This is a genomic window from uncultured Nostoc sp., assembly GCF_964245575.1.
Lineage (GTDB): Bacteria > Cyanobacteriota > Cyanobacteriia > Cyanobacteriales > Nostocaceae > Nostoc.
This window is the reverse complement of the sequence record NZ_CAXTNP010000081.1, coordinates 4,659-27,715: the sequence shown is the minus strand read 5'-3', so window position 1 is coordinate 27,715 and position 23,057 is coordinate 4,659. Positions and strand designations below refer to the sequence as shown.

Sequence of the window (23,057 nt, the reverse complement as noted above, 5' to 3'; positions counted from 1 at the left end):
TTCTTACATTGATAATTGAATTAAAATATATTTTTAATATAAAATAGTTATTTAAAAATTAATTAAGTTTTTATATCGTTATTGAAATATAAATAGTCGAATAGGCATACATTTATTAGATAATAGTATGAAATCAAGCCATCAAGGTATAACTGCCAGTTCAGGTATTCTACACTTACCGCAAATAGAAGTATATAGATGCTATAAACATATATTTGCCAGCATCAATAAAATTAAACTTCAACCATTAATATATCACCTTGAGGAAGACCAATATAAAATTTATATGTCTGGAGAAATCTATCAATGAGTTTTAGATACTTCAAGCATTGGTTGAGATTTAATTCAACCCGAAGCATTATTGTTCTGGCTCTAATATCAGTTTCTAACTTATATAGTGCATCTGCTCAGACTACTCCTAAAGGGGGAATTGACTGGATTTTAGTCGTAGATACTTCTGCTTCCATGCGTGGTGCTGGTGGAACAAAAAACATTTTTGAACCAGTAAAAAATTCTATTACTGAATTTGTTAATACAGCCAGATTGGGCGATACAGTTACTATTTATAGCTTTGATACAGATGTCACCTTAAATGCCAATGATATCACTATTAACAGTAATCCAGACAGAGGGAAACTCAAGCAAATAATTAGCTCACTTAAAGCTGAGGGTGTTCGTACTCATACAGGTAAGGCTGTACAAAAAGCTTTACAACATTCTGCCCTGTTAAATAAACGTGCTGATGCTCTTGGTCGTACTGTTAGTATCGTATTTATGACAGATGGATTAGAAGATGTGCGTGGTATTCCTAATCCTGTTTCTATTCCTAGTAATACCCAATTTCTACGCGAGCAACAATGCAAGCCCTATATATTTTTTGTGTCTTTAGGATTAAAAGAACACGAAAAGCAACTGAATGACTTTGCTAGCAATCCAGCCCTTTGTGGCAAGGGGCAAGTATTGCGAGATCCTGGAGGAGTTCAGCTTAACCAACTGGCTCAAAATATCCGACCAGTGTTGATTACACCCAAGCTTGATGTAAATTTACCCACTGCCAATTTGCCACCAGTATTACCGGGAACAACTACTGAACCGCTAAATGTTAATACCATCAGTAATGTCAATGGTAAGGTAAGTTTGCAACTGGAAGACCCTAATCAAAGTGGTATTCGCTTAATTTCACCCGATCGCACCATCGACTTAGTTGCTAATCAAGCAACAGCCATTCCCGTGCGTTTACAGATACCACCGGAGGCAAAGGCGGGTGCTAATAGCTTGCGCTTGGTGTTGATCAGCGCAGCTCAAGCGATGTCTGACGACAAGCCACAAGGCGTCTACGCACCAATAAAAATTGACCTACCTGTAACCATTCAGTCACAACTGCAAATACAACCTAAAAAGATAGATTTTGGTTCAATAGAAGCAGGGAAAACCACTGAAACCCAAACTTTGGTAGTTCGCAGCAATATATCTGGAACAGCTAGCTTACAACTGCAAGGCAATTTTAAAGACGTTTCTATGGCAGAACCTTCAGCAGCCATATCCTTACAACCAGGAGAAACTAAAATTCCTGTGCAGTTGCAGGTTACTGATAGCAGTTTTGCAGGTGATCGCACTTTCACCTTAATCCTAACCCCAGACAACTCAATTGCTAATCCTGTAAGTGCGGAAGCTAATCTGTATATTTTGATGCCCTTATGGCGGAAAATAGTTATTTGGTTGCTATTAACGCTGTTGGTGTTGTTAATTGCCCTGATAGTAATTTGTTTGATTCAACGCAAAACCCCCTTGGAATTAGTCGAAGATTTCCGCAACCGCAACCGCTTAGAAGGAGCGTTGGTAGTGCTAGAACCACTGCCACAATCATTGCAAGACGAAGAGATTAGTCTTACTCACCTACAAAAAGCCAGAGTATGCCTAAGTGATTTGATACCAGCCATTGCCGCGACAAATTCGGATGCCGAGTTAGTCATAGTTTGGCGGGCAGGCAAAAAAAATATAGATTTGCGGTGTTTGAAAGGTGTAATTTTTGTCAATACTAAAAATATAAATACAGATGAACTCTTTGACGAGGACATCATCCAGATTGGCAACGTTAAGCTGCAATTTAACTGGATTGAACACCAAAGACCCTCTGAGCCAAGCAGTGGGCAAACAAACTTTTGAATAATATCACAGGAAAGTGAATGTTAAGTCCCACGGTTGTGCGTCCCACGGTTGTTTTTCGTCCTACTGTTGTTATCGGGCTAGGAGGAACGGGTTATGAAGTTGTACTTAAACTGAAAAAGCGATTTATAGATGTTTACGGCTCAGTTCCAGAAGTTATTCGTTTTATTTCTATTGATACTACCGAAAATATCCAAGAACGAGAAAAATCACCTGATGGTACTAAGGTTTTCTTAGAACCTAATGAACTTTATGCAATTTCTGTCGCAAATCCCCTACCTTTAACACGTAACGACCACATCGCGGAATGGTGGCCTAGAGACATTCCAGCAGCTAGCCTGATCAGTGGTGCTGGACAGATTCGGGCCCGAGGACGGCTCGCCTTCTTTGCGAAAGTAAGCGATATTGACGCTTTAATTGCTCAAGCAATCAATTCTGTACGCGAAATTCGCACTAGCAAACAAACATTTACAGATAACTTTCAAGTTTCCAGTCGGGATGGTGTGGAAGTTTTTATTGTTGGCAGTTTGGCAGGTGGGACGGGCAGTGGCACATTCTTAGATACAGCTTTTTTAACACGGCAACATCTGAATAATTTTTCTAATATTACAGGGGTATTTGTTTTACCCAGAGTGTTTGCCAATATTCCCCAAACTCACTTGGTGAAGTCTAATGCTTATGGCGCTCTCAAGGAAATAGAAAACTTTTGGGGATTGTCACCATCTAATAGTATTGAAGTTGATTATGGGATCAGAAAAATCAAAGCCGATCGCCCTCCCTTTGATGCAGTATTTTTAATTGACGGGGTTAACAAAAATGGAACTGTAGTCGGTCGTCCAGACGATTTGCAAAATTTAGTTGCAGATGGCTTGTACATCCAGATTGGTTCTCAAATCGGTCTAGACGCCGCTAACGTTGCTGATAACATTCGCGCTTATCTAGCAACTGGTGAAAAAGTTCGAGGACGCAATATAAATTACTGTAGTTTTGGCTTTGCTACCCTGACTTTGCCAGTACAGCAATACGAGCGGATGAAATTAGAGGATGCTCAAAGCTTGCTGAAGAATGAGTTAATGGCATCCACCCCAGCAATCGATTTAGAAAGCGACATCACTCGGTTTTTAGAAGATTGCAAGTTAGCAGAAGCGACTACTGTCTTGAATGCGTTGATTGAAAGCGATCGCGGCGGACAAATGAAACCCGAATTTAGAATTGGCGAAATCCGTCACGATCGCACAGCTTTACCAACCATCAAAGAACTCTACAAACGGCAGTTGGAGCAATTTGAACAACGAACGGCTCAAGAATTGGGATTAAATTTTCATCGCTTACAACAAACTACAACTGCTGCGATCGCAACTTTCTGGGAACGCAGTCTAAATCGTCCCAATGGACTAGCTTATGCCTTGCAATTTTTAACCCAACTTTCCCAAAAGCTAGATGAATTACAGCAGAGCGTACAGCGTAAATCGCAAGAGGCGCAATCTAGTTTCAATGCTTTGAAATTAGAACCACAAGAAGAAAAAATTAAAGAAGTCGCAGAAACTTGGTTCTCAAATAAAAACACGATCCAAGCAGCTTGTCAAAGATACAAAGAACGGGCTGACCAAAAGTGGAAGACTTATTTACATTGGAAACGGTGTGATAAAGCAGCTGAACTCTATGGTATATTGCGGGCGAAGGTAGAAGAAATCCAGGAAAAGTCTCAGCGTCTGCACAGCAACTTAGATAAAGTTTATCGAGATTTAGAACTGAGTTATCACGAGGTCAACCGTCAAGGAACTAACGATAATCCTTTTATTCACACAATTCAGCGCATCAATCTCCAATCAAAACGCCCCAAAGTCACTGGTGAAGATTTTATCCGTTGGTATCGAGAACAGTCTCAAACTTTAACGAATTGGTCTGAGAAAAAAGCTGAAGATGTCAAGAACGAAATTATAAAATTTGTCGATGAAGCTTACTATCCGCTCACCAGTATGACTGTTGAGCAGGTTTTAGCAGATAGTAATCCTGAAGATGCAGGGCAAGATTTGCAACAACTTGGTAAACTTGCAGTTCCTCTTTGGCAGTATGAAGAAACGGAAATTCCCGTTCAACAGCAGCACGTAATCACAGAATTTTATTACTACGGAGTAGAGAGCAACAACACAATTTTTAGCGATCCGCCTCTTTCTAGTCGTTTGCCTAAAGGAAATAATAATCCTTCTTTCGTACCAACAGGTGAACCCCATAAGGTGATGCTGTTTCGAGTCGAAATTGGTGTTCCCTTATTTGCATTCAATGGAATGAGGGATATGGAGTCAGCTTACTTAGATCCGAATAAAATCTTTAAGCACCTGCATCGCAATTGGACAAACTTAGCTAATTTAATTCCTCCAGAAGATGATGGTGGGGCGTTGCGTTGGTTTGCTTTAGCCTTAGCACCCGATCCATATAAATTGGTTGTCAATCAGGGTAGGAAATATTTCGTTTCTACAGAACAAGCGAAAAGATTAGAAGGCGGAGTTTTGCCTTTGGGAAGCGATCGCAAGTCAGCATTTAAAGCTTTCAAAAGTAATTTACCTCTAGTCAAGGAAATTGCTCACAAAGTTGAGCGTATTACCCACGAAGACCAAGACAAAGCCAAATTTACTTTGCAAAACTACATCAATCACCTCAATCAGGTTTTAAAAGGAGGCAAGGTTGATGCCCAGATTCAAGAACAGGTAGAAATGGAAATCCAGGAAATTGAAGCTTACCTGGAAGATTTAGATGTGATTATTTAGCCCCATAGTTTGCACTCTGAGAGTGTCCCCATGCCAAAACCAACTATTTTACTTGCACTCGATCCTCACAGTGCCGCTTTTTGTGCAGCCATTAAACGGCAACTGCAAGAATTTCCCGCCGCCGAAAGCTGTTTAATTCAAACTTATACCTTAACTTGGGATGGTCAAGCATTTGGCTTTAGTAGCGAGTTAGATCGGTTTGCTGACACGAGTTTTGATCTCGCTCAAACTCATAGTAAACAAGCTTATGTCTCCAAAATTCGTACCCAGTTCAGCGAAGCGACTGGCGAGATCCAAACTGCACTGATTGAATTATTGAAAACCGCTAGTCAATCAAAAGAAGCGATAGCAGCGAAACGCCAAGGAGTGGAAATCAGCAGCAGCCATCAAGTATATCTCATGCTCTCAGTCAGCAATCAATTTGCTAAGGGAGTAGTTTTTGACATAGTACGCTTGATTCGTTGGCTATTTTCTAACTATTTTGTCGATATTCCTTACAGCTTAGAAGCTTTGTTGTTACTGCCAGGGTTATTTTCCCAAGCCACAACTGCTGATTACGGTGCTGCTTACGCCTTCCTGAAAGAGTTAGATTACAAAATGACCAGTGGAGTTGTGATTAAAGGTGTTCAAAAAGTACCGCCTTTTGATAACTGCTGGTTAATGGACGGGCGAATTGGCGGACTAAGGGATAATTTACCTAGTTATGCTGATGCTTTGGCAGGTTTTCTCACCGTGGAACCGGAAACCAATGGCTTATTAATTGGCGTACAAAAAGTACGGGGAAAAATACCCGCTTATAGCTCATTTGGTTATGGAGAACTGTTTTTCGCTGGAGAAACAACTATTAATCGTTTGAGTGCTGCCTTAGCTGCCGATATTATTATGGAGCAGTTTTTACCGAAGGCAGAATTCACTCCCGAAGCAAGTCGCAAATGCCTGTTAGATGCCAAAGAATTTGTCCTCAGCGAAGATTTTAGTAATGCTTTTCTGCAATTAGAACGAGACAACGGCAAACCAGTTTGGCAAGATTTTAATCCGCGTATTGAAATCCATCCTGGGATGGCGCAAGAATATGGGATGGAATTGCAACGTGCTTATCGGCAATTTGAAAATAAAGAGCTACTTTTTTATAAGCGCACGCTGGAAAAGTGTTGCAAACAACTACAAGGAAACTTAACCAGCTTCCTAGATCGCAGTATAAATCGCTATGTTGATGCTACACCTAGAGGCTTACATGAAGGAGTTAGGCTATTAAACATATTGACCTTTTTGTATTTGGAACTGCAAACAGATGCTATTGGCGATCAATCCCGGAATCTGGTTACAGAACTGCGTACGGCTGAAGCATTTCTCGACTCAAGATTGCAGGTAACAATTGATAGAGAAGCCAGTCAAAAGCTGCTCAACCAAGTTCTATCCTTAAAATTGCGGCAGCAACAATTACAAGATGGTTTAGCTGAAAGAAAATCTGAAGAACAACTGCAAGAGCTACAAACAACACAGAAACAGCTAGAAACAGCAGTTGCTGACTATCGTCAAGCGTTAAATGCCGAAATCGAACAAGCTCGACAAATTCGCGTTATGGCGATCGCTCGCGCTCGTGAACAAGCCGAAGCCGCGATCGCTATAGCTCAGAACCACTTAACGGCTATTGAAAATCAACTCGAAAAAGCCACAGATAACTTAGATGAACTACTAACAGAAGAAAACCGTTTTCGATCGCAGTATCTAATCGTTTATCCTACCTTGGTTACTGCTGCAATATTCGCCTTGCTAATTCTGACCGGAATTTTCAGCCAATCAACACTATGGCTATTTTTGCAAAAGTTTTGGGCTAACTTAGTTACTTATCTGCTTTGGACTGCGGTAACAATTTTGACTTACTTGGGTATCATTTGGCTCAAGTACAGCACTAATATTCGCGATCGCATTCAGAAGGTTCAGAAACAAATTAAACGCCTAGAAAGCACTATTAAAGCAACCGCCGTCGAATTGCGTCGCAGTTATAATGAACAATTAAAGTTAGAGTACGATTTATACGCCCAAAATCTCCGTGTCGAGGCGTTAAATTATTTGATTAAAACAGCTAAACAAAGAACTGAAACCTTACGTCAAACTCTGTCCGATTTCTCTGAGATATACAATAATTTGGTTACTCAACGCGATCGAGCTACCACAAAGTTCTCCGAAATTCGGCTTACAGTTCTCACTGATGCAGATATTGATACTTATTACCAAAGTTTCCTTTCCACATTACCAACTGAAAAGTTTACTCAACAACAGGTTAGCCGTTCTCAGTCGTGGAAAATTTCTGCTGAAGAATTTCATAACCAACTTATGCCCTTTGCTCGCCAGCAATTCGAGCAATTGGGTAATTTGTCTATTGGCGAAGTATTAAAGCAATCAGATTTAATTGCCGCTAATACAGCTAATTTGCGTTTGAATCAACTTTATGATAACGCTAATTTGTTACTGCGAATTCAAGATATTGACACTAACTTAAACCCAACCTCTCAACGGGAGATTACCCTCTGGGTGGGAGCAAAAGATAAAGAACAAATTTTTGCATTTTACAGTCGATTTAGTCGTAGTTTAACCGCCTTAGTAGCTGAAGATGAGCAGCGTTTGTGTATTTTGACTCGTTCGTTGGGTTTTCCGGCTTATTTTCTCAGTCAAATTGAGTATTATCGAGACTGCTACGAACGGACTCAGAGCGAACAAATTGAGCCAGACGAAAACATTCCCGATTTAATCCCAGAAGAAATTGGTTCTGGTAGAGAATTAAAACTAGCTTATCAAACCCTGCTGTTAGCGATCGCTCTTGAGCTACTAACCCAGAATTCTCAAGGTGATTATCAATTTAACGGTCGGTCAATTGGTAAAGACCGAGAACAAATTACCTTAGGTTTAGCAACTGAGTTCACCTTTCAAGAACTTTATGGAGACTTAGAAGAACGTATTGAAAAATTTGAACGTGATTTGATTTACCATAAATTACAAGAATTCGGAACATCTGCTTCATATTTAAATCTTTACGAACGTAAGCTTTTAGATTATCTAATCTCAGAGTATAACCCTCTAAATTAGGCCTTGTTCGGAATTAAAAAAATATCCCATCGTAGGGGCGTATTGCAATACACCCCTACAAATGTTTTAATCATCAAAAATTACGAGTGCGGAGTGCAAAATGATCTCGTGAGGAGGATTTCAAAGACTCAAATTGAGCCAAAAAAGTTTTTCAGCCTGTGACAAGCTAATTTCAAAGTAGCCTATTATGCACAAAGCAGTTATTAAAAAGATGAAGATAAATCGTTTCATATTTTCCTCGAAATAAGATTTTCTGACAAACTCATCACTTACAACTAGTACACTGTGGCGTCAGTTTGCTTACCTTTAACAACTTGCTCAAACAATTGTCTGGTTAATTTAGATGGTAGGTGGATTTATGCACCCGTTGTAATAGCAATCAATTAGATAGACTACAGCTATCCTTGGATTCTTTAATTGCTTGTGACATCTAGTTGTTCAGGGTTATTTGACACAACTGAGTGCTTTGTATGATTGCACTTTCATCTAGTTCCAGGGATGAGCGAGCAAAGCCTGTGAAGTAATACCTAAGCCAATCAGGGTGATACATAAGGCACTTGCAACTGGTAACATTTTTATTTTGGGTATCTGGAATGGCAAATGCTCAAACCGCTCCTTGGCGTAGACGAGCATTAAGCCGATTCCAGTTAGTACTGCTGCTAGACCTAAGCTAAAGGCAGACACTAGCGCTAATCCAAAGCCAACTCGTCCCATTGCGATCGCACTCAGCAACACTACTAAGGCTGAAGGACAAGGTAACAAGCCGCCGGAAATTCCCAGCGCTAGTAGGCTAGACCACTTCATGGAACTTACATCACTGTGAGGCGGTAAATGTGAATGCTCATGGTTGTGGTGATGGTGATGATGCAAGTCGTGGCTGTGTTGATGACTATGTACATGGTCATGTGAATGAGAGACTTGAGTCCCTTGCAATCGACTGATAAACAAATTCAGACCAATTACAGTTACTAGTACACCAGAGAGTACGCTTAACCAAGGGTACAATTGCTCTGTCAATATAAACTGGGATGTGCCAAGAGTGACCAGCCCTAAAGCAAATATGCCAGCAGTATGGGTAATCGTCATAATCAGCCCCAGGAATAGGGCGTGTTGGGCATTACTGCGGGAACCCACCAAATAAGCACCGACTATCGTTTTTCCATGACCAGGGGACAGGGCATGTAAACCACCCCATAAAAAGGCGATCGCTAGAGCTATTAGGATAGTCAGGAAATTATGATTTTCCTGGGTAATCAGGCTAGTGAAGATATCGTTGCTTCTTCCTGTCAAAGCATTATCTAAACGGCTGGATGATTTAACAGACGCTAGAGGCACTTCTTCACTCAATGTTAGAGACGGATTGAGTTTAAAGGAAATCCGACGTTGGTCGAGAGGACTGCTGAGTAACTCAGTGGGGTAATCTCTCAAGCGGTTGGTAATACTCAAAGATGTGAAATCACCTTGAATGGGAACGTCATTTGCAGCCACAGTCATTTCACGCCAGCCCAAGCGCTGTGGATAAAACTGATCTTCAAACTCGATTAACTGATTCGCGCCTACTAACTCCGTTGTCCCCTGAAAATTACAACTCAGCCGCAGTGTAGATAATCCTCCTACACCTGGAGGAAATTCGACTGTTGATTTGATCAAAGACAGTGCTAAAGGCTGTTTATTAATCAACAGTTCCAGATGTGAGTTGACTTCCTGGCATTTTTGATCGGGGTATTGAACCGTTTCTACAGGTTCAGCTTTGCGATCGCGATTAGTATCTAAGTGATTAATTTCCTGAAAAGCAGGAATCTCTGCCATGTCTAGAACATAATCAATCCCCACACCATCTGGCGCTACCTGCACTCCTGCGTAGTGATTGATGGTGAAATTGCCTAAAGGATGGGCATTTGCCCTCGGCATCCAAAATAAACATATTGCGATGATTGCAGTACTCCAAGCCAAGTAATGTAGCAGCTTTTTCATAGAGAACTTCCTATAGCGTTAGGAGTGGGAAAAGAGACAGAGGGTACTAAGTTAGCCAAGACTTGACGAGCTTGATGGGCATACTTGTGATGAAATTGAGGATTGAGGCTAACAGCTTGAGTTAATCGCTTTATTGCTTCCTGACGATTACCTAAGTGAAACGCAATCATGCCAGCATGAAATTGCAGCAAAGCATCTTCTGTTCCGAAGCGAGTTGCCCGTTGTGCTGCCTTTTGTGCTTCTTGCCATTGCCCATTAGCCGCAGCTGCCCAAGCCAAAGTATCCTCTGCATATACATCGTCTCGCACTGCTACTTCACTACGGGCAATTTGTAGTGCCTCTGTTAAATGAATTCCGTGTTCGGTGTAGTAGACTGCCAAAGCGCGATCGTAGATTCCTTTAACCTTGCTTAGGTAAGCTACTACCCCGATCAAATCTTCAGTTTCAGCTGCGCCTTTTTGATCTCCCAGCGCTATTTGAGCATCAGCTTTATACCCCAGCGTTTCTACCAACGGCATTAGTTCTATACCCTGATTGGCTGCATTCAGGGCATCCTGCCAGCGATGCTGTGCCGCATAGAGGCGGGCTAGTCCTGTAAACGCAGGTATATGCCGTGGGAAGAGGTCAAAGCTCTCCCGATATCGCTGCTCAGACAGGGCAAAATCCCCAGATGCAAAAGCCAGATCCCCAGTCCGCACATGAAACCAAGCACGAGTTTCTGCGCTCGTCGTGTAGAAAGAGTCCATCTCCTGCATAGCCTCATCTAACAGTTGTCGCGCTGAGGCGAGATTGCCAGTTAACTCTAAGTAACGGGCGACAATTGCCTTATGACCAGAGTTCGATTCCTCCTGTGCAAAGTTCTGCAATAGTTGATGAGTTGCTTCATAATCACCCAACTCCATCTGAATCGATGCCTTGAGCGAGATAATACTGGGATTATCAACAGATGAATTATTTAATACTTCTAAAGCTGATCGAAACTGGTGTTGAGATAGTAAAGCTGATGCTAAGAGCATGGAAGAAACATCATTATGGAGCGGCTGTAGTGCCAGGGATCTACGTGCCGCTTGTTCTGCTCGTAACACATCGTCTATATCTCCAATTTCTCGAAAGCGCCTCAAATATTGATCGGCTAACAGACGTAAAAATATTGAGGAATTGGGAGATTGGGCAACTTTCTCCTCGTAGACGCTGATAATATGCGATCGCTGTAAATAATCGGGGAAGACTAAATCTGACTGCTGAACTGGTAATATCTCCCTGGAATTAACAGTCAGCAGTTGCACAACAGAGGAATATGCGCCTAAATTACTATTGGTGTAGCCTAAACTTAGCGCTTCTGTATCACAGGGTCTTAGTAAAACCAGTAGGCTAGTCAGCACTAACACCCATAGTATTCGTAGATGCATAAACCTTACAAAGGATTACCTAAATAAGGGAAGGTAGGAAGAAAGTTAGCATTATTAGGCCCAACATTATCGCTAGTCAGCGCCGGAATTTGTCCTGTAGTAATCCCTGTAACTGCATTACCAAAGACAACAGATGCTGTTACATCGATTACGTCATCTTTTAGTCTTCTACCACCAAAGTTGTTGCCTAACTGAGTACCAAAATAACTACCGCTAGCTTTAGAAAGGTCAACTTGGATAACATCAGGAATCGCCACTGAGATCACTGCATCGGCTATGCCTTTCGGTCTTCCGATCGCTTTGACAAAGGTTTGAATGAATTGGGATTGATTGCTAGCGTCTTGTGTTGGTGTGTGAAGATTACTATTATTATGATCCTTGTAGTCCATAAAAAGTTCATTTAGGGCTGGAACTGCTAACCGCTCAATCTGAGCTAAATTCCCGTTTCTGAGTCTAGGAGTTCTAACACTAGTTGTTATCCAAGCACCAATCTTGCCTTTACCAAGCAGTTTCCTGGGTAGCTCGACAATAATTGAGTGAACATTGAATGGGGCTAGAGTGTCTTTTGCTTGTCCAGGTGGTCTGAAGGTAAGAACTGTGAAGGGAGGATTAAGATTAGGCTGAATATTATAATCACGATCCGGGATGATTTTGAAGAACTGTTCCAGATCGAAAAAGAATGGGTCTTTGCGTGTCCCAACAAAGAACTTGATGCCGTTAGATGCGGAGAATGTTTGGTTAAGTTGCCCTGTCCAACTTACTGGAAGCAAAGCTGACGTTGTTCCTACTTTGATTGGACTACTTGGGCCCCGCACTGTGACAGTTTGGGATGAGCCTTTACCATTTATATTGAATTGAAGTACAACATCTTCAATACTGTCGCCAGTGTTATCAATCTTGAACTGATAAAGAACATTTGGCTCGAATGGTCTGTTTTCACCAGAAACGATCAAAGGGTCGAAATCCATTACTAAGACAACATTTTTGGGGTTTGTCGGACTCTCAAACACAAACAAATCTGTGAGATCCGCAGCAGTAAGCCTACTGGCAAGAAAAATTGTGTCCTGGTGGTCTGAAGCCAAAGCTTTAGGGGTTGCATAGATTAGGACTACGAGCAAAATAGCGACAAATGCCACTATAGTACGAAAAAAACGAGTAGCTCCAGTCAGCGATCGCTTGATCGGAAAAAATGCCATATTTTGCACTAGTTTATCTATAAGTACCCAGCATTCAGTTGGTATAAAATAGGTGAAACTCCGAGCATTTATTCTCATAGTTGCCCTTGTTGAGGTGTTTTGTCTTTAGTATTGTATGCGTAAAGAGTACGGTTATTACCGAAGTGCCTCACAGCTTATTAGCTCCTACTACTCACTTTCCAGAGCAAAACTTGCTCACTTCTTGATCACTTTTCTAGTTTAGAGTTGTAAGACTTATTTAATACATATACACTACATATAATTTTGTCAGTATTTCTCTTTTTCTTTGACAATGCTACGAAAACCCCTCTCTGGAAAAATTTACAGACTTACTCGAGAGTTGAGCCATCTGCTCATAGTTCTATAAGCTAATGAGCATTTAAGTTGCATAAAACTAGGGCTGTTCGCGAAGCGTTCCCGTAGGGTAGCTCTTACTAGAAGCGAATCATTCTGGAAAAATGAATGACGATTAGCTTATTCCTAGACACATAGTTAAAAAATAAGTCTAAGGATAGATTGACATTACAATTGTTCGCCGAAAGTTTCCTCCATTCGTAGCAAACTGGTTATAATTATTTTCCATCTCTCTGAGAAATCAAATTCTCATATACACAGCATTTATATGGGACGTGTTCGTTCTAAATCTGACCTACCTACAAAAATCTGTCCGGTATGTCAACGTCCTTTCACATGGCGTAAAAAGTGGCAAGATTGTTGGGACGATGTGAAATACTGCTCAGAACGTTGTCGTCGTCGCCGTTCTGAAGTGAAAACTTAAAGGAACTGGGGACTCTTTACTGGGAACTGGGGAATGGGGAATGAATTCTTCCCAATACCCAATCCCCAATCTCTAATCCCCAGTCCCTAATGAAACTAACCGCAACACAGACGCAAATAGCGCAAGAGATTAATGGAGTCACAGGTGCAACCTAAATTAATTATTCATGGGGGGGCTGGTAGTTCTCTCCACGGTAAAGGCGGATTGGAAGCGGTGCGCCGATCGCTCCATACAGTAATAGAAGAAGTCTATTCTCTACTATTATGCGGAGCAGCTGCCTCTGAGGCAGTGGTGCATGGTTGCCAAATGCTCGAAGATAACCCCCGCTTTAATGCTGGTACTGGTTCAGTACTACAATCTGATGGGCAAATCCGCATGAGTGCTTCCCTGATGGATGGCGCATCAGCGCGGTTTAGTGGTGTAATCAATATTTCGCGGGTGAAAAATCCCATTGAGTTGGCACAATTTTTACAAAACTCGCCAGACCGAGTACTATCAGATTTCGGATCGGCTGAGTTGGCACGGGAAATGCAACTTCCCAGCTATAACGCTTTAACTGATTTGCGATTACAAGAGTGGATACAAGAACGCCAGGATAATTTTAAAAGCGCAATGGCTGGCGTGGTAGCAGAACCCGAACTGGTAGAAACCAGCAATGCCGGACGCGGCACTATCGGTGTGGTAGCTTTAGATGCATCTGGTAGGCTAGCTGCTGGCACTTCTACTGGTGGTAAGGGCTTTGAGCGGATTGGCAGGGTAAGTGATTCTGCGATGCCAGCAGGGAATTATGCTACTAGTAATGCTGGTGTTAGCTGTACTGGCATTGGCGAAGATATCATCGATGAGTGTTTAGCTCCCCGAATTGTAGTACGTGTCACTGATGGGATGTCCCTGAAGGAGGCGATGCAGCGATCCTTTGGGGAAGCGCACCAGAACAAACGGGATTTAGGAGCGATCGCTTTAGATGTCAGTGGAGCGATCGCTTGGGGTAAAACCAGCGAAATCTTACTCGCCGCTTACCACGACGGCGAAAAAATTGGTGACACCTTGGAATGGAATGATAGTGAATTGATTGGTTATTGTTGAATATTTTATTCTTGAAATACACGTAGGGTACGTTATGCCTCTGGCTAACGTACCATCCGAAGGTTTTGATGCCGTACTTTCGGCGATAACATAACACCAGTCTGCTCAAGTCGGGAAACTCGCCCACGCGGCTGGCTCCTTTAGATATACTACATATATTTAGATTTTTTCAAAAATTAAATCGGAAATAATCATTATATGAAGAAGGTTAGAGGCAACCTTCGGTTGCCTGTCAAAGAAGGTGGTATTCTCCTGAAGCAGAAACTGAAAGAAGATTAGAATTACATTCCTAACTTTTCCTTTGCCAACTTGCTTTCACTACCTGACGACTACGGGCAATTACCAAAGAATCATCAGGCACATCTTCTGTGACTGTAGAACCAGCAGCAATGTAAACATCATCTCCCAAGGTGAGTGGAGCCACTAAAACGCTATTGGCACCAGTTTTTGTCCGATCGCCTATTTTTGTACGGTGTTTCTTTACGCCATCATAGTTGGCAGTAATTGTACCGGCACCAATATTCACCTGATTGCCGACAACGGTATCACCTATATAGGACAAATGTGCCGCATTTGTGCGATTGCCTAATTGAGTATTTTTCAATTCCACAAAATTACCCACACGGCAACCAGCACCCACTTCTACCTGACCGCGCAAATGAGCATAAGGGCCGATTCGGCTTCCTGCCTGCACAGTGCTATCTGTCACCACCGAATACTGCACCGTGACATTTTCAGCCAAGTGGCTATTTTCAATTAAACTTCCCGGCCCAATGTGACTTCCTGTTTTAATCACTGTATTTCCCCGCAGATGAGTTTGGGGTTCAATAATTACATCCGGCTGTAATTCTACAGTTTCATCAATGGTTATACTTGTGGAATCGATGAGGGTAACACCCGCCAGCATCCATTTTTCCTTGACTCGCCTTTGCAAAATCTCGTAGGCTGTTGCTAGTTGCAAGTGATCGTTAATGCCGAGAATTTCTTGGTAATCTTCCACATCCACTGCCATAACTTTTCCCATTTGAGTCACGGCATCAGTGAGATAGTATTCTTTTTGAGCATTGTTTGCTTGTAGGTGGGGAAGCACCTTTGCCAAATCTTGCCAACGGAAGCAGTAAACTCCAGCGTTAATCCGGTGATTTTGTCTTTGAGCAGCAGTACAATCTTTGTGTTCGACCATTTGCTGCACAATATTTTCATCGTTACAAAAAACTCGCCCGTAGCCTGTGGGGTCGGGTAGGTTCGAGGTGAGAATAGTGGCGGCGTTTTGATTTCGGGCGTGAGTTTCTAACATCTGCTTGAGGGTTTCGCTACGTATCAACGGTAAATCGCCGTTAAGTACCAGCAAATCCCCAGTGTAGTCTTCCAAGTGAGGAAGTAATTGCTGAATGGCATGACCTGTCCCTAGTTGCACAGTCTGTTCAACAAACTCCAAACTGGGAATTGAATGCATGGCGGCTTGCACTTCCTGCGATTGATATCCTACAATCACGATTCGCCGTGAGGGCGAAAGTGGTTCTACACTTTCGAGAACTCTCTCAACTAGCGATCGCCCACCCAAAGAATGTAAAACCTTGGGTAAGCGTGATTTCATCCGTGTGCCGCGTCCCGCCGCTAGAATTGCTACAACTACCATAATTAGCTATCAGCTATCAGTGAAATTATGATTAATGCTGTTGGTACTTTAAAATGTCGGCTCAAATCATACCAGCTAATCATAGAAGACTGAAATATACAATGAGTCAGGATTATACCAATTTTCGCCGCTCGCGGCAGCTACAAAATTTTTTACTCCCTACTCGTTTTCATGACAGGAGTAAATAAACTCGGTAAATTGCTGCATTAGTTTGGGATTACGCCAACCGGAATCGGTTTCTTCTTGCATCACTAAAAGTGCTTCTGCTGAAGTAAAAGCTCTTTTGTAAGGTCGTTCGCTGCTCAGAGCATCATAAATATCAATTAACTGAAATACTTGCGCCAGGTAGGGAATATCATCCTCTTTTAGTCCATCAGGGTAGCCTGAGCCATCCCAGCGTTCGTGGTGATGACGAATAATGGGAATTACACCGCGCATACTGCGTAGTGGCTGGCAGATTTTTTCTCCAATCAAAACATGCTGCCGCATGATCTGCCAATCTTCGGGGGTGAGTTTGCCTTTTTTCAGCAGCACTGCATCGGGAATACCCACCTTACCAATATCGTGGAGATAACCACCCCACATCAAATCTCGAATTTGGTAGCGTGAAAAATTGAGGTATTCACCAAAAGCTTGTCCCAGTTTTACTAAGCGTTCACAATGGTCGCCTGTGTTAGGATCGCGACTTTCAATCGACATAGCAATCGAAAACAGTACTTGTTCGGCATGGTCTAAATCTTCATTCAGACGCTTCTGCCGCACTAAGGACTTTACACGCGCCACCAGCTCTACACGATCAAAGGGTTTGGTAAGAAAATCATCTGCCCCAACTTCAATTCCCCGAATTCGCGATCGCCTGTCATTTAAGGCCGTAATAAAAATCACTGGGATTAGCCTAGTCTGCTCATCCTGCTTGAGTAATTGGCACACTTGAAATCCATCCATTCCTGGCATCATCACATCCAGCAAAATCAAATCTGGTTGTTTTTGAGTTACCAATCCTACAACAGTGGAACCAGTATCTGCCTCAATCACTTTGTATCCTTCCATCCCCAAGAGGGCAACAGCGGTCATGCGACTGGCCGCATGATCGTCAACTACTAAAACCTTCGGCGGATCTAAATCAAACTCATTCACTTTAGAACCTTTGGTTTGTAGTATTCTAGAGACCAATGAATTATCAGCACAATTAACATCAGGTTTTATCCAAGAAGACACTGCTTGGTTCTCTTTAAGCATAAGGTCTTCTTGAGATAAGCCTAAAGAATAAGCCTCCAGATTATTTTGCGAACCTACGGCATGATTTGAACCGATACTCTTCACTCTGCTAATGGGGTTTGGGTCACTAACAATTTGTTCTGTAAAGCCTGTATGGTTGGATTTCCATTGAATCACAAAGCCACTCCAGTTTTTTGCACAAGTTAACAGTGTCAGATTTCAAAAACAAATTTAATATTCAACTGTATCTGAGCCAGAGTTCTAATAGGGATTATGCATTATGTCAAGCTACGTATCTAAGTTTGTCGCAGCATGTATCTTTTATGCTACAAACAAGGGGAATCTTGTTGTCAAATTTTTGTTTTGCTTTTTATTCCAGTATGAGCAATTGGCACAAATTTTAAATCAGGTTTTTTACGGATATTTTTTCATTTAGCTGCGCTAAAAAGTATTGTAATTGCTTGTTTTTTATCAAGATACCCGGTTTTCAATATGAAGTCTTTATGGTAATCATTAGGTGTATAGCTTTTTACTTACTCAGTTATAGAAATATTTTATTACTGTAAAAAAAAAATATGTATTATTGAATACTACCACAAAATTCAGCTATTTTGCTTATAAAAACTTGTTACCTGAGTCTTTGGAAAATAAATCAGAATTTTTGCCAAAAAAATGTCGAACTTTTCTGGAATTAAGGACTGAAGATGAGGCTTTTGACTGCCGCAGCTACGCCCGTCATAGATATCGTAACCGAACTACAAACTAGTTCCCATAAAATCTCTGCCTTGTGTTCCCAATAGCCACCTTTTTCGCCAATGGGAGGTAGGTTCGAGTGAAGAGGCTTGTTGCTCTTGTTGTCGCCGCATCACTATGACTTCGGTTGAATCGCTTAATCCAGGATCGCGATAAGGAATAGCAGCACAAGTTAGCAAGTGTTCTTTTTCAGCTTGTGAGAGGATAGGGAGTGCTAACAGCACTTTCAACTCAGCACTCCCAGAATGGGCTGCCACAGTACCAGGCGATCGCCTTCCCACAGGTGGGGTAGAACCGATCACCAAACCAGCAGACAAAAGTGCTGTACGTACAGCAGCAGCACAAGAATAGGTGGCTAATAAACCATCTTGATGTAAACACAATGACAGTTGTTTAATAAATTCAACAGTCCATAATTGAGGACATTGAGGTGGTGAAAAGGGATCGAGGAAAATTGCATCTGCCCAGAAACCAGACTGACGTAGTAGGGTTATCGTAGTTCTGGCATCGCCAATTAATAGCTTTGCTTTTAGACAAGGTGTTTGCACTTGATGCTCAAAAGCTAGCTGGGACAAAATTTCAATATAGTTACAGTTCCAATTGTCGAACAAGTGATAAGCGATCGCAGCTTGTGGCACAGCTGGATTCACTTCTAAACCGATTACTTCAACACAACAACTGGGATTCACTGCCCAAATTGTCTGCAAAGCAGCAGCTGTATTATATCCTAGACCATAACAAATATCCAATAGTCGCAAGACTGGTTTTTGGGCGGCTGTAGTCAGTTGAGTAGGTTCCACAAACTTGAAAAAACTTTCCTGCTTCGCACCATAATGGCTGTGAAAGGATTCACCAAACTCTTGAGAGACAAAGGTGAAGGAACCATCTGCTGTTAACTTAGGTGTAAAATTTTCTAAGTCTGACATTTTATAAAAAAACTAAATGATGACCAATGCCCCTCAAAAGTCCTGAGTAATGAGTGCTGTTAGCGGATAGCTATGGTTTAGCCCATGCTAAGTGGGGAGAATCTCACTTATTTACTCAGAACTCCCAAAAGAGGAACTCAGAACTGTTTTGCCCAATGCCCAATACTTCGACTCCTTTCGACTTACTTCAACTACGCTCAGTACAAGTCACTCAAGGCAAGTCGCTCAGTACAAGTACCCCATGCCCTATGCCCAACCCCCAATTTGTTATTTCATCAGCTTGGCTGTTTGAACATCTAGAAGATCCGCAAGTCGTTATTGTGGATTGTCGCTTTTCTCTAGCCGATCCACAAGTAGGGCAACAACAGTATCAAACAAGTCATATAGAGGGATCATATTACCTAGATTTGAATCAGGATCTTTCCAGTCCAGTGGATAAACATGGTGGGAGACATCCTTTACCTAACCCCAATGATATAGCTAACAAATTTGCAGCGATTGGGGTAAATTACCAAAAAAGTTTAGTTGTAGCTTATGATGATTCGCGCTTTGCCTTTGCAGCTCGTTTATGGTGGCTTTTGCGCTATCTAGGGCATGAACAAGTCGCAGTACTGGATGGAGGCTTTGCTGGATGGCAAAAAGCTGGGTATCCTGTTACAGATGTCGTTCCTCAACCCCGGATAGGTACGTTTGTAGCTCAAGTACAAACAGAAAAGGTGGTAGATATTACAGAGGTAAAAGGCCGAAAAGATAGCCATGAGGTAGTATTGGTAGATTCAAGAGAAAGCGATCGCTACCGAGGTGAACGAGAGCCAATTGATAAAATTGCCGGACATATTCCCGGTGCAGTCAACTATCCTTGGCAAGAAGTTACAGACTCTTCCGGCTACCTACTGCCTCAACCAGAACAACGCCGTCGCTGGGAAAAGCTAGAAACAGCCGAAGAAATCTTGGTTTATTGCGGTTCTGGCGTTACTGCTTGCGTAAATTTACTTTCTTTAGAATTAGCTGGCATTAGCAAGGGTAAACTTTATGCTGGTAGCTGGAGTGATTGGATTAGTTATTAGTCATTGGTCATTTGTCATTGGTCATTAGCAATTGGACTTTGGACAACTGACAAAGGACAAATTTCAAAACTGACCTAATTGCAAACTGTAATTAATACTGAAGAACCAGCCATCAAAATCAATATTTTCGGCGGTTGAACTACCTAAACTCACTCCAGCCTGCATATTCATATTGCTGGTATCAGATATTCGGTAATTTAAGTGCCCGAATAGCCGATGAAATTGGTCTTCTCGATCGCGCTGTGTAAAGTCCGAAAAGTTCACCTGATAGTCAATACCAACCTGGAGAGGCTTTTGCAAGTAGTAGTTCAGAGACACCCAAAAGGAATTGATTATCCGATCGCGACTTTGGGGATCAGCAAAATTTACACTCAATTCGTAAAAGCTATCTAGGATTAATTTTGAAGTTAGGGGATCTCGCCGTCCTAAAGACACTTGCAAGAAATTTTCATTTAAAAAGCGATCACCTGCTTTGAAGCTATCCAGGCGATCACTGTTGTTGGCATAAAATAACTGTTGATTGCTCCAACTAACTTCTCCATACATTCGCTGCGATAGCTGCTGGTAAATACTGAGATTAAATCTCACCTGGTTGTAAGCATATTGTGACTGATTGATATAACGAATGAGATTACCATCAATTGAGCCGTTTAAAAAAGTCTTAGCTCCCAAAGGGAAATATGCAGAGGCTAACGTCAGTCCAGAAAAAATTAAACCATCTTCTACAGGAATATCCTGTGAGGAAAAAATATTACTCGTCTGGAAGTAGCCTACACGCCCTTGTAGATAGCCTATAGGTTTAAACTTAGGTACGGGTTCTTCTGTTGATGGAAAAGTAGGCTGTTCTAGGGGTCGTAACCGCACCCGCAACCCCAATTCGCGATCGCTATCAGATTCAGGTGGCTGTTTTGGCGATCGTAGCAGCTGCATTAGCCTCTCTAGCCTTTGGGACTGATTTATCTCAGGTGGATTCAACAGTTGCTCTGTTGAGTCTGGAGGAGATGTAGGCAAATTACTTGGCTGCAATTCTAGCTGTGGCGGATCATTTTGCTTTTGAATATCCTCAGGTTCTTTGGTTGTGTCTGGGGCTTGAGTAGTTTCGGGTGTTTGCTGCGTCAGCTTTAAGGGCATCTGCGAGTTTAAAGGATGCGACTCACTGGACTGCTTGCACAAAGAGTTAATTACCTTTTGCTCCAAGTTCTGACATAGCTGATAATTTTCCTGTGTGCTTGCTAAATTTTTAGAATGCCAAATATCTGTATTTGCAGATTCTGCCGCATCTACTCTAATGCAACACCAGCTTCCACCACTGGAAGCTAACAAAATACAAAAAAACAAATTCTTCCAGTTTTTGAGTCGCATCTGTTAGATTGCGTTGATCGCGTTTGGCAAATAGTAGACCCACAAGCTGTATCGGAAGTTCCGACTCAGAATATACAATTGAGTGCATCTATCTTAGCTTTGTAGCTATATACTGAAACTACAAACTGAAATTGCTGCTTTTCGGATTTTCCCCCAGATTTTTTTGCAAAACTGAGATGATCCGATACAGTTACATTTTCTGCTCAAATTTAGTGAAATACAGGCAGGGAGTCATTTCACAACCGTTTCATAACAACTTTTTGTCCCTATAACTGATCTGATTAGAATGGATTATCTGTAAAATACTACTTATTTAATTGTTAATATCAAGCAAGTACTAACCTTGAAATCTGCCGCAGGCTTTATTCTATATAATGCCACTTTCATAAAAAACTTAATCAACTCAATACATAATTTATTTGTTGTCTATTTTATCTATTAAATGTAGGCTAAAGTACAGAGAAATTTACTAAACTAACTCGCTATAAAAATTATCAGCAGCTTAAACCTTTAAATTTTTTGGTATTAGTTTAAAATCACAAGTTCTGAAACTATGTTTTATAAATCGTTTCCATTGTTAGTGATTGGATTATGGGGAGTTATAGTACTGCCTTTGCCAAATAAGGTAAGTGCCATAACTCCTCTAACGCGAGCAGAGATTCAGGATCTCCGCAACATGGTACAACTGATACCTAAAGATAAACTGAAGAAACGTCCTGCACGCAAATTAGATGCAATGACTCCTGGGGACGGGTTGTCAACTGGTCGAGCTTCCCTAGCAGATTTGCGTTTCAATGACGGCTCTTTGGCACGAGTTGGAGAACAGGCTATATTTCAATTTTTACCAAAGACTCGCAGCTTTAGACTGTCAAACGGAACCGCATTGCTGCTTATCCCACCTGGAAGGGGGCAAACACGTATACAAACGCCAAGTGCAGCAGCAGCAATTCGTGGTTCAGCATTATTTGTACGTTACAACAAACAAACAGATACCACGATTGTGGGTGCGCTGACAAATAGCGGCATTGAAGTTTCTAATAAAGAAGCTTCTCAAACTCAGATGCTGCAAGCAGGGCAGATGATGGTTATAGTTAAAGGCGAATTTAAGGGCTTATACGATTTTGATCTAAGAAATTTTTATGAAACGAGTGATATGGTTCGGGGACTTGATTTGACTAAGCAAAATATTACGCCTACGGCCGATCCAGCGATCGCTAGCGTTCAAGCTGAAACTGCTGCGGCTTTGAATGCACAGTCGCCAATAACAGGTCAGGGAGTAGTTGAAAACCCATCTTTTGCAGAGCTAACTACTAGTCCTTCAACTTCCTCGACAAATAACATTATTACAGGAAATTCACCATTAGACCCGATCACAGATGATTCCCCATTAAATTCCTTTGAGCAGATAAGACAAGACCTGTTAAATACTGGGCAGCGTTCTGGAATAAATATTAACAAGAATAATGTAAATACTCAAAATAATAACCTAGTCCCAATACACACAACTCCTGTAGTCCCAACACCCACAACTCCTGTAGTCCCAACACCCACAACTCCTGTAGTCCCAACACTAACAACTCCTGTAGTCCCAACACCCACAACTCCTGTAGTCCCAACACCCACAACTC

General features: G+C 41.8%; 14 protein-coding genes. 7 read left to right on the top strand and 7 right to left on the bottom strand.

Annotation, left to right across the window (positions count from 1 at the left end):
* The first annotated feature begins 306 nt into the window (after positions 1-306).
* Genes ACFFAP_RS15100 through ACFFAP_RS15090 form a run of 3 tightly spaced genes read left to right on the top strand, consistent with a single transcriptional unit; the run spans position 307 to position 8,021 of the window.
* Entirely contained in the window at positions 307-2,166 is a 1,860-nt protein-coding gene (locus tag ACFFAP_RS15100; RefSeq protein ID WP_375511966.1) for a VWA domain-containing protein, read from the top strand.
* 20 nt (positions 2,167-2,186) lie between these two features.
* Entirely contained in the window at positions 2,187-4,934 is a 2,748-nt protein-coding gene (locus ACFFAP_RS15095; RefSeq protein WP_375511965.1) for a tubulin-like doman-containing protein, read from the top strand.
* 30 nt (positions 4,935-4,964) lie between these two features.
* Positions 4,965-8,021, top strand: a complete 3,057-nt coding sequence (locus ACFFAP_RS15090; protein ID WP_375511964.1) for a hypothetical protein — start codon at positions 4,965-4,967, stop codon at positions 8,019-8,021.
* Positions 8,022-8,507: 486 nt separating this feature from the next.
* Here ACFFAP_RS15090 and ACFFAP_RS15085 read toward each other — a convergent pair whose 3' ends face one another.
* Genes ACFFAP_RS15085 through ACFFAP_RS15075 form a run of 3 tightly spaced genes read right to left on the bottom strand, consistent with a single transcriptional unit; the run spans position 8,508 to position 12,678 of the window.
* Positions 8,508-9,995: a nickel/cobalt transporter gene (locus ACFFAP_RS15085; protein WP_375511963.1), complete on the bottom strand. Its 1,488-nt coding sequence runs from the start codon at positions 9,993-9,995 to the stop codon at positions 8,508-8,510.
* On the bottom strand, positions 9,992-11,404 hold the full coding sequence (locus tag ACFFAP_RS15080; protein ID WP_375511962.1) for a tetratricopeptide repeat protein: 1,413 nt from the start codon (positions 11,402-11,404) through the stop codon (positions 9,992-9,994). The genes ACFFAP_RS15085 and ACFFAP_RS15080 overlap by 4 nt, the downstream gene beginning before the upstream one ends.
* 5 nt (positions 11,405-11,409) lie before the next feature.
* Positions 11,410-12,678 carry a DUF4331 domain-containing protein gene (locus ACFFAP_RS15075; protein WP_375511961.1) on the bottom strand — a complete coding sequence of 423 codons (1,269 nt, stop codon included), beginning with the start codon at positions 12,676-12,678 and terminating at the stop codon, positions 11,410-11,412.
* Positions 12,679-13,222: 544 nt separating this feature from the next.
* On the opposite strand from ACFFAP_RS15075, the gene ACFFAP_RS15070 reads away from it, so the two are divergent.
* Both ACFFAP_RS15070 and ACFFAP_RS15065 read left to right on the top strand, forming a co-directional pair.
* A complete protein-coding gene (locus ACFFAP_RS15070) occupies positions 13,223-13,378 on the top strand; it encodes a DUF2256 domain-containing protein (protein ID WP_375511960.1) in 156 nt (51 codons plus the stop codon).
* 132 nt (positions 13,379-13,510) lie between these two features.
* On the top strand, positions 13,511-14,464 hold the full coding sequence (locus ACFFAP_RS15065; protein WP_375511959.1) for an isoaspartyl peptidase/L-asparaginase: 954 nt from the start codon (positions 13,511-13,513) through the stop codon (positions 14,462-14,464).
* 289 nt (positions 14,465-14,753) lie between these two features.
* Here the strand turns inward: ACFFAP_RS15065 and glmU are convergent, their stop codons facing one another.
* The 3 genes from glmU to ACFFAP_RS15050 form a co-directional block, all read right to left on the bottom strand.
* A complete protein-coding gene (gene glmU, locus ACFFAP_RS15060) occupies positions 14,754-16,103 on the bottom strand; it encodes a bifunctional UDP-N-acetylglucosamine diphosphorylase/glucosamine-1-phosphate N-acetyltransferase GlmU (protein WP_375511958.1) in 1,350 nt (449 codons plus the stop codon).
* Positions 16,104-16,262: 159 nt separating this feature from the next.
* Positions 16,263-17,498: an HD domain-containing phosphohydrolase gene (locus tag ACFFAP_RS15055; protein ID WP_375511957.1), complete on the bottom strand. Its 1,236-nt coding sequence runs from the start codon at positions 17,496-17,498 to the stop codon at positions 16,263-16,265.
* A 578-nt stretch (positions 17,499-18,076) separates the two neighbouring features.
* On the bottom strand, positions 18,077-19,000 hold the full coding sequence (locus ACFFAP_RS15050; protein WP_375511956.1) for a tRNA (5-methylaminomethyl-2-thiouridine)(34)-methyltransferase MnmD: 924 nt from the start codon (positions 18,998-19,000) through the stop codon (positions 18,077-18,079).
* A 248-nt stretch (positions 19,001-19,248) separates the two neighbouring features.
* Here ACFFAP_RS15050 and ACFFAP_RS15045 point away from each other — a divergent pair, with 248 nt between their 5' ends.
* Positions 19,249-20,067 carry a sulfurtransferase gene (locus tag ACFFAP_RS15045; protein WP_375511968.1) on the top strand — a complete coding sequence of 273 codons (819 nt, stop codon included), beginning with the start codon at positions 19,249-19,251 and terminating at the stop codon, positions 20,065-20,067.
* A 63-nt stretch (positions 20,068-20,130) separates the two neighbouring features.
* Here ACFFAP_RS15045 and ACFFAP_RS15040 read toward each other — a convergent pair whose 3' ends face one another.
* Positions 20,131-21,429 (bottom strand): hypothetical protein, encoded by a 1,299-nt coding sequence (locus ACFFAP_RS15040; RefSeq protein WP_375511955.1) that lies wholly within the window; start codon positions 21,427-21,429, stop codon positions 20,131-20,133.
* Between the two features lie 553 nt (positions 21,430-21,982).
* On the opposite strand from ACFFAP_RS15040, the gene ACFFAP_RS15035 reads away from it, so the two are divergent.
* On the top strand, positions 21,983-23,057 hold a 1,075-nt coding region (locus ACFFAP_RS15035), incomplete at its 3' end, for a FecR domain-containing protein (RefSeq protein WP_375511954.1).

Bases quoted from the DNA above. Each gene is read 5' to 3' on its own strand.
- ACFFAP_RS15100 (WP_375511966.1), top strand. From the start codon at position 307: ATGAGTTTTAGATACTTCAAGCATTGGTTGAGATTTAATTCAACCCGA.
- ACFFAP_RS15095 (WP_375511965.1), top strand. From the start codon at position 2,187: ATGTTAAGTCCCACGGTTGTGCGTCCCACGGTTGTTTTTCGTCCTACT.
- ACFFAP_RS15090 (WP_375511964.1), top strand. From the start codon at position 4,965: ATGCCAAAACCAACTATTTTACTTGCACTCGATCCTCACAGTGCCGCT.
- ACFFAP_RS15085 (WP_375511963.1), bottom strand. From the start codon at position 9,995: ATGAAAAAGCTGCTACATTACTTGGCTTGGAGTACTGCAATCATCGCA.
- ACFFAP_RS15080 (WP_375511962.1), bottom strand. From the start codon at position 11,404: ATGCATCTACGAATACTATGGGTGTTAGTGCTGACTAGCCTACTGGTT.
- ACFFAP_RS15075 (WP_375511961.1), bottom strand. From the start codon at position 12,678: ATGAGAATAAATGCTCGGAGTTTCACCTATTTTATACCAACTGAATGC.
- ACFFAP_RS15070 (WP_375511960.1), top strand. From the start codon at position 13,223: ATGGGACGTGTTCGTTCTAAATCTGACCTACCTACAAAAATCTGTCCG.
- ACFFAP_RS15065 (WP_375511959.1), top strand. From the start codon at position 13,511: ATGGAGTCACAGGTGCAACCTAAATTAATTATTCATGGGGGGGCTGGT.
- glmU (WP_375511958.1), bottom strand. From the start codon at position 16,103: ATGGTAGTTGTAGCAATTCTAGCGGCGGGACGCGGCACACGGATGAAA.
- ACFFAP_RS15050 (WP_375511956.1), bottom strand. From the start codon at position 19,000: ATGTCAGACTTAGAAAATTTTACACCTAAGTTAACAGCAGATGGTTCC.
- ACFFAP_RS15045 (WP_375511968.1), top strand. From the start codon at position 19,249: ATGCCCAACCCCCAATTTGTTATTTCATCAGCTTGGCTGTTTGAACAT.
- ACFFAP_RS15040 (WP_375511955.1), bottom strand. From the start codon at position 21,429: ATGCGACTCAAAAACTGGAAGAATTTGTTTTTTTGTATTTTGTTAGCT.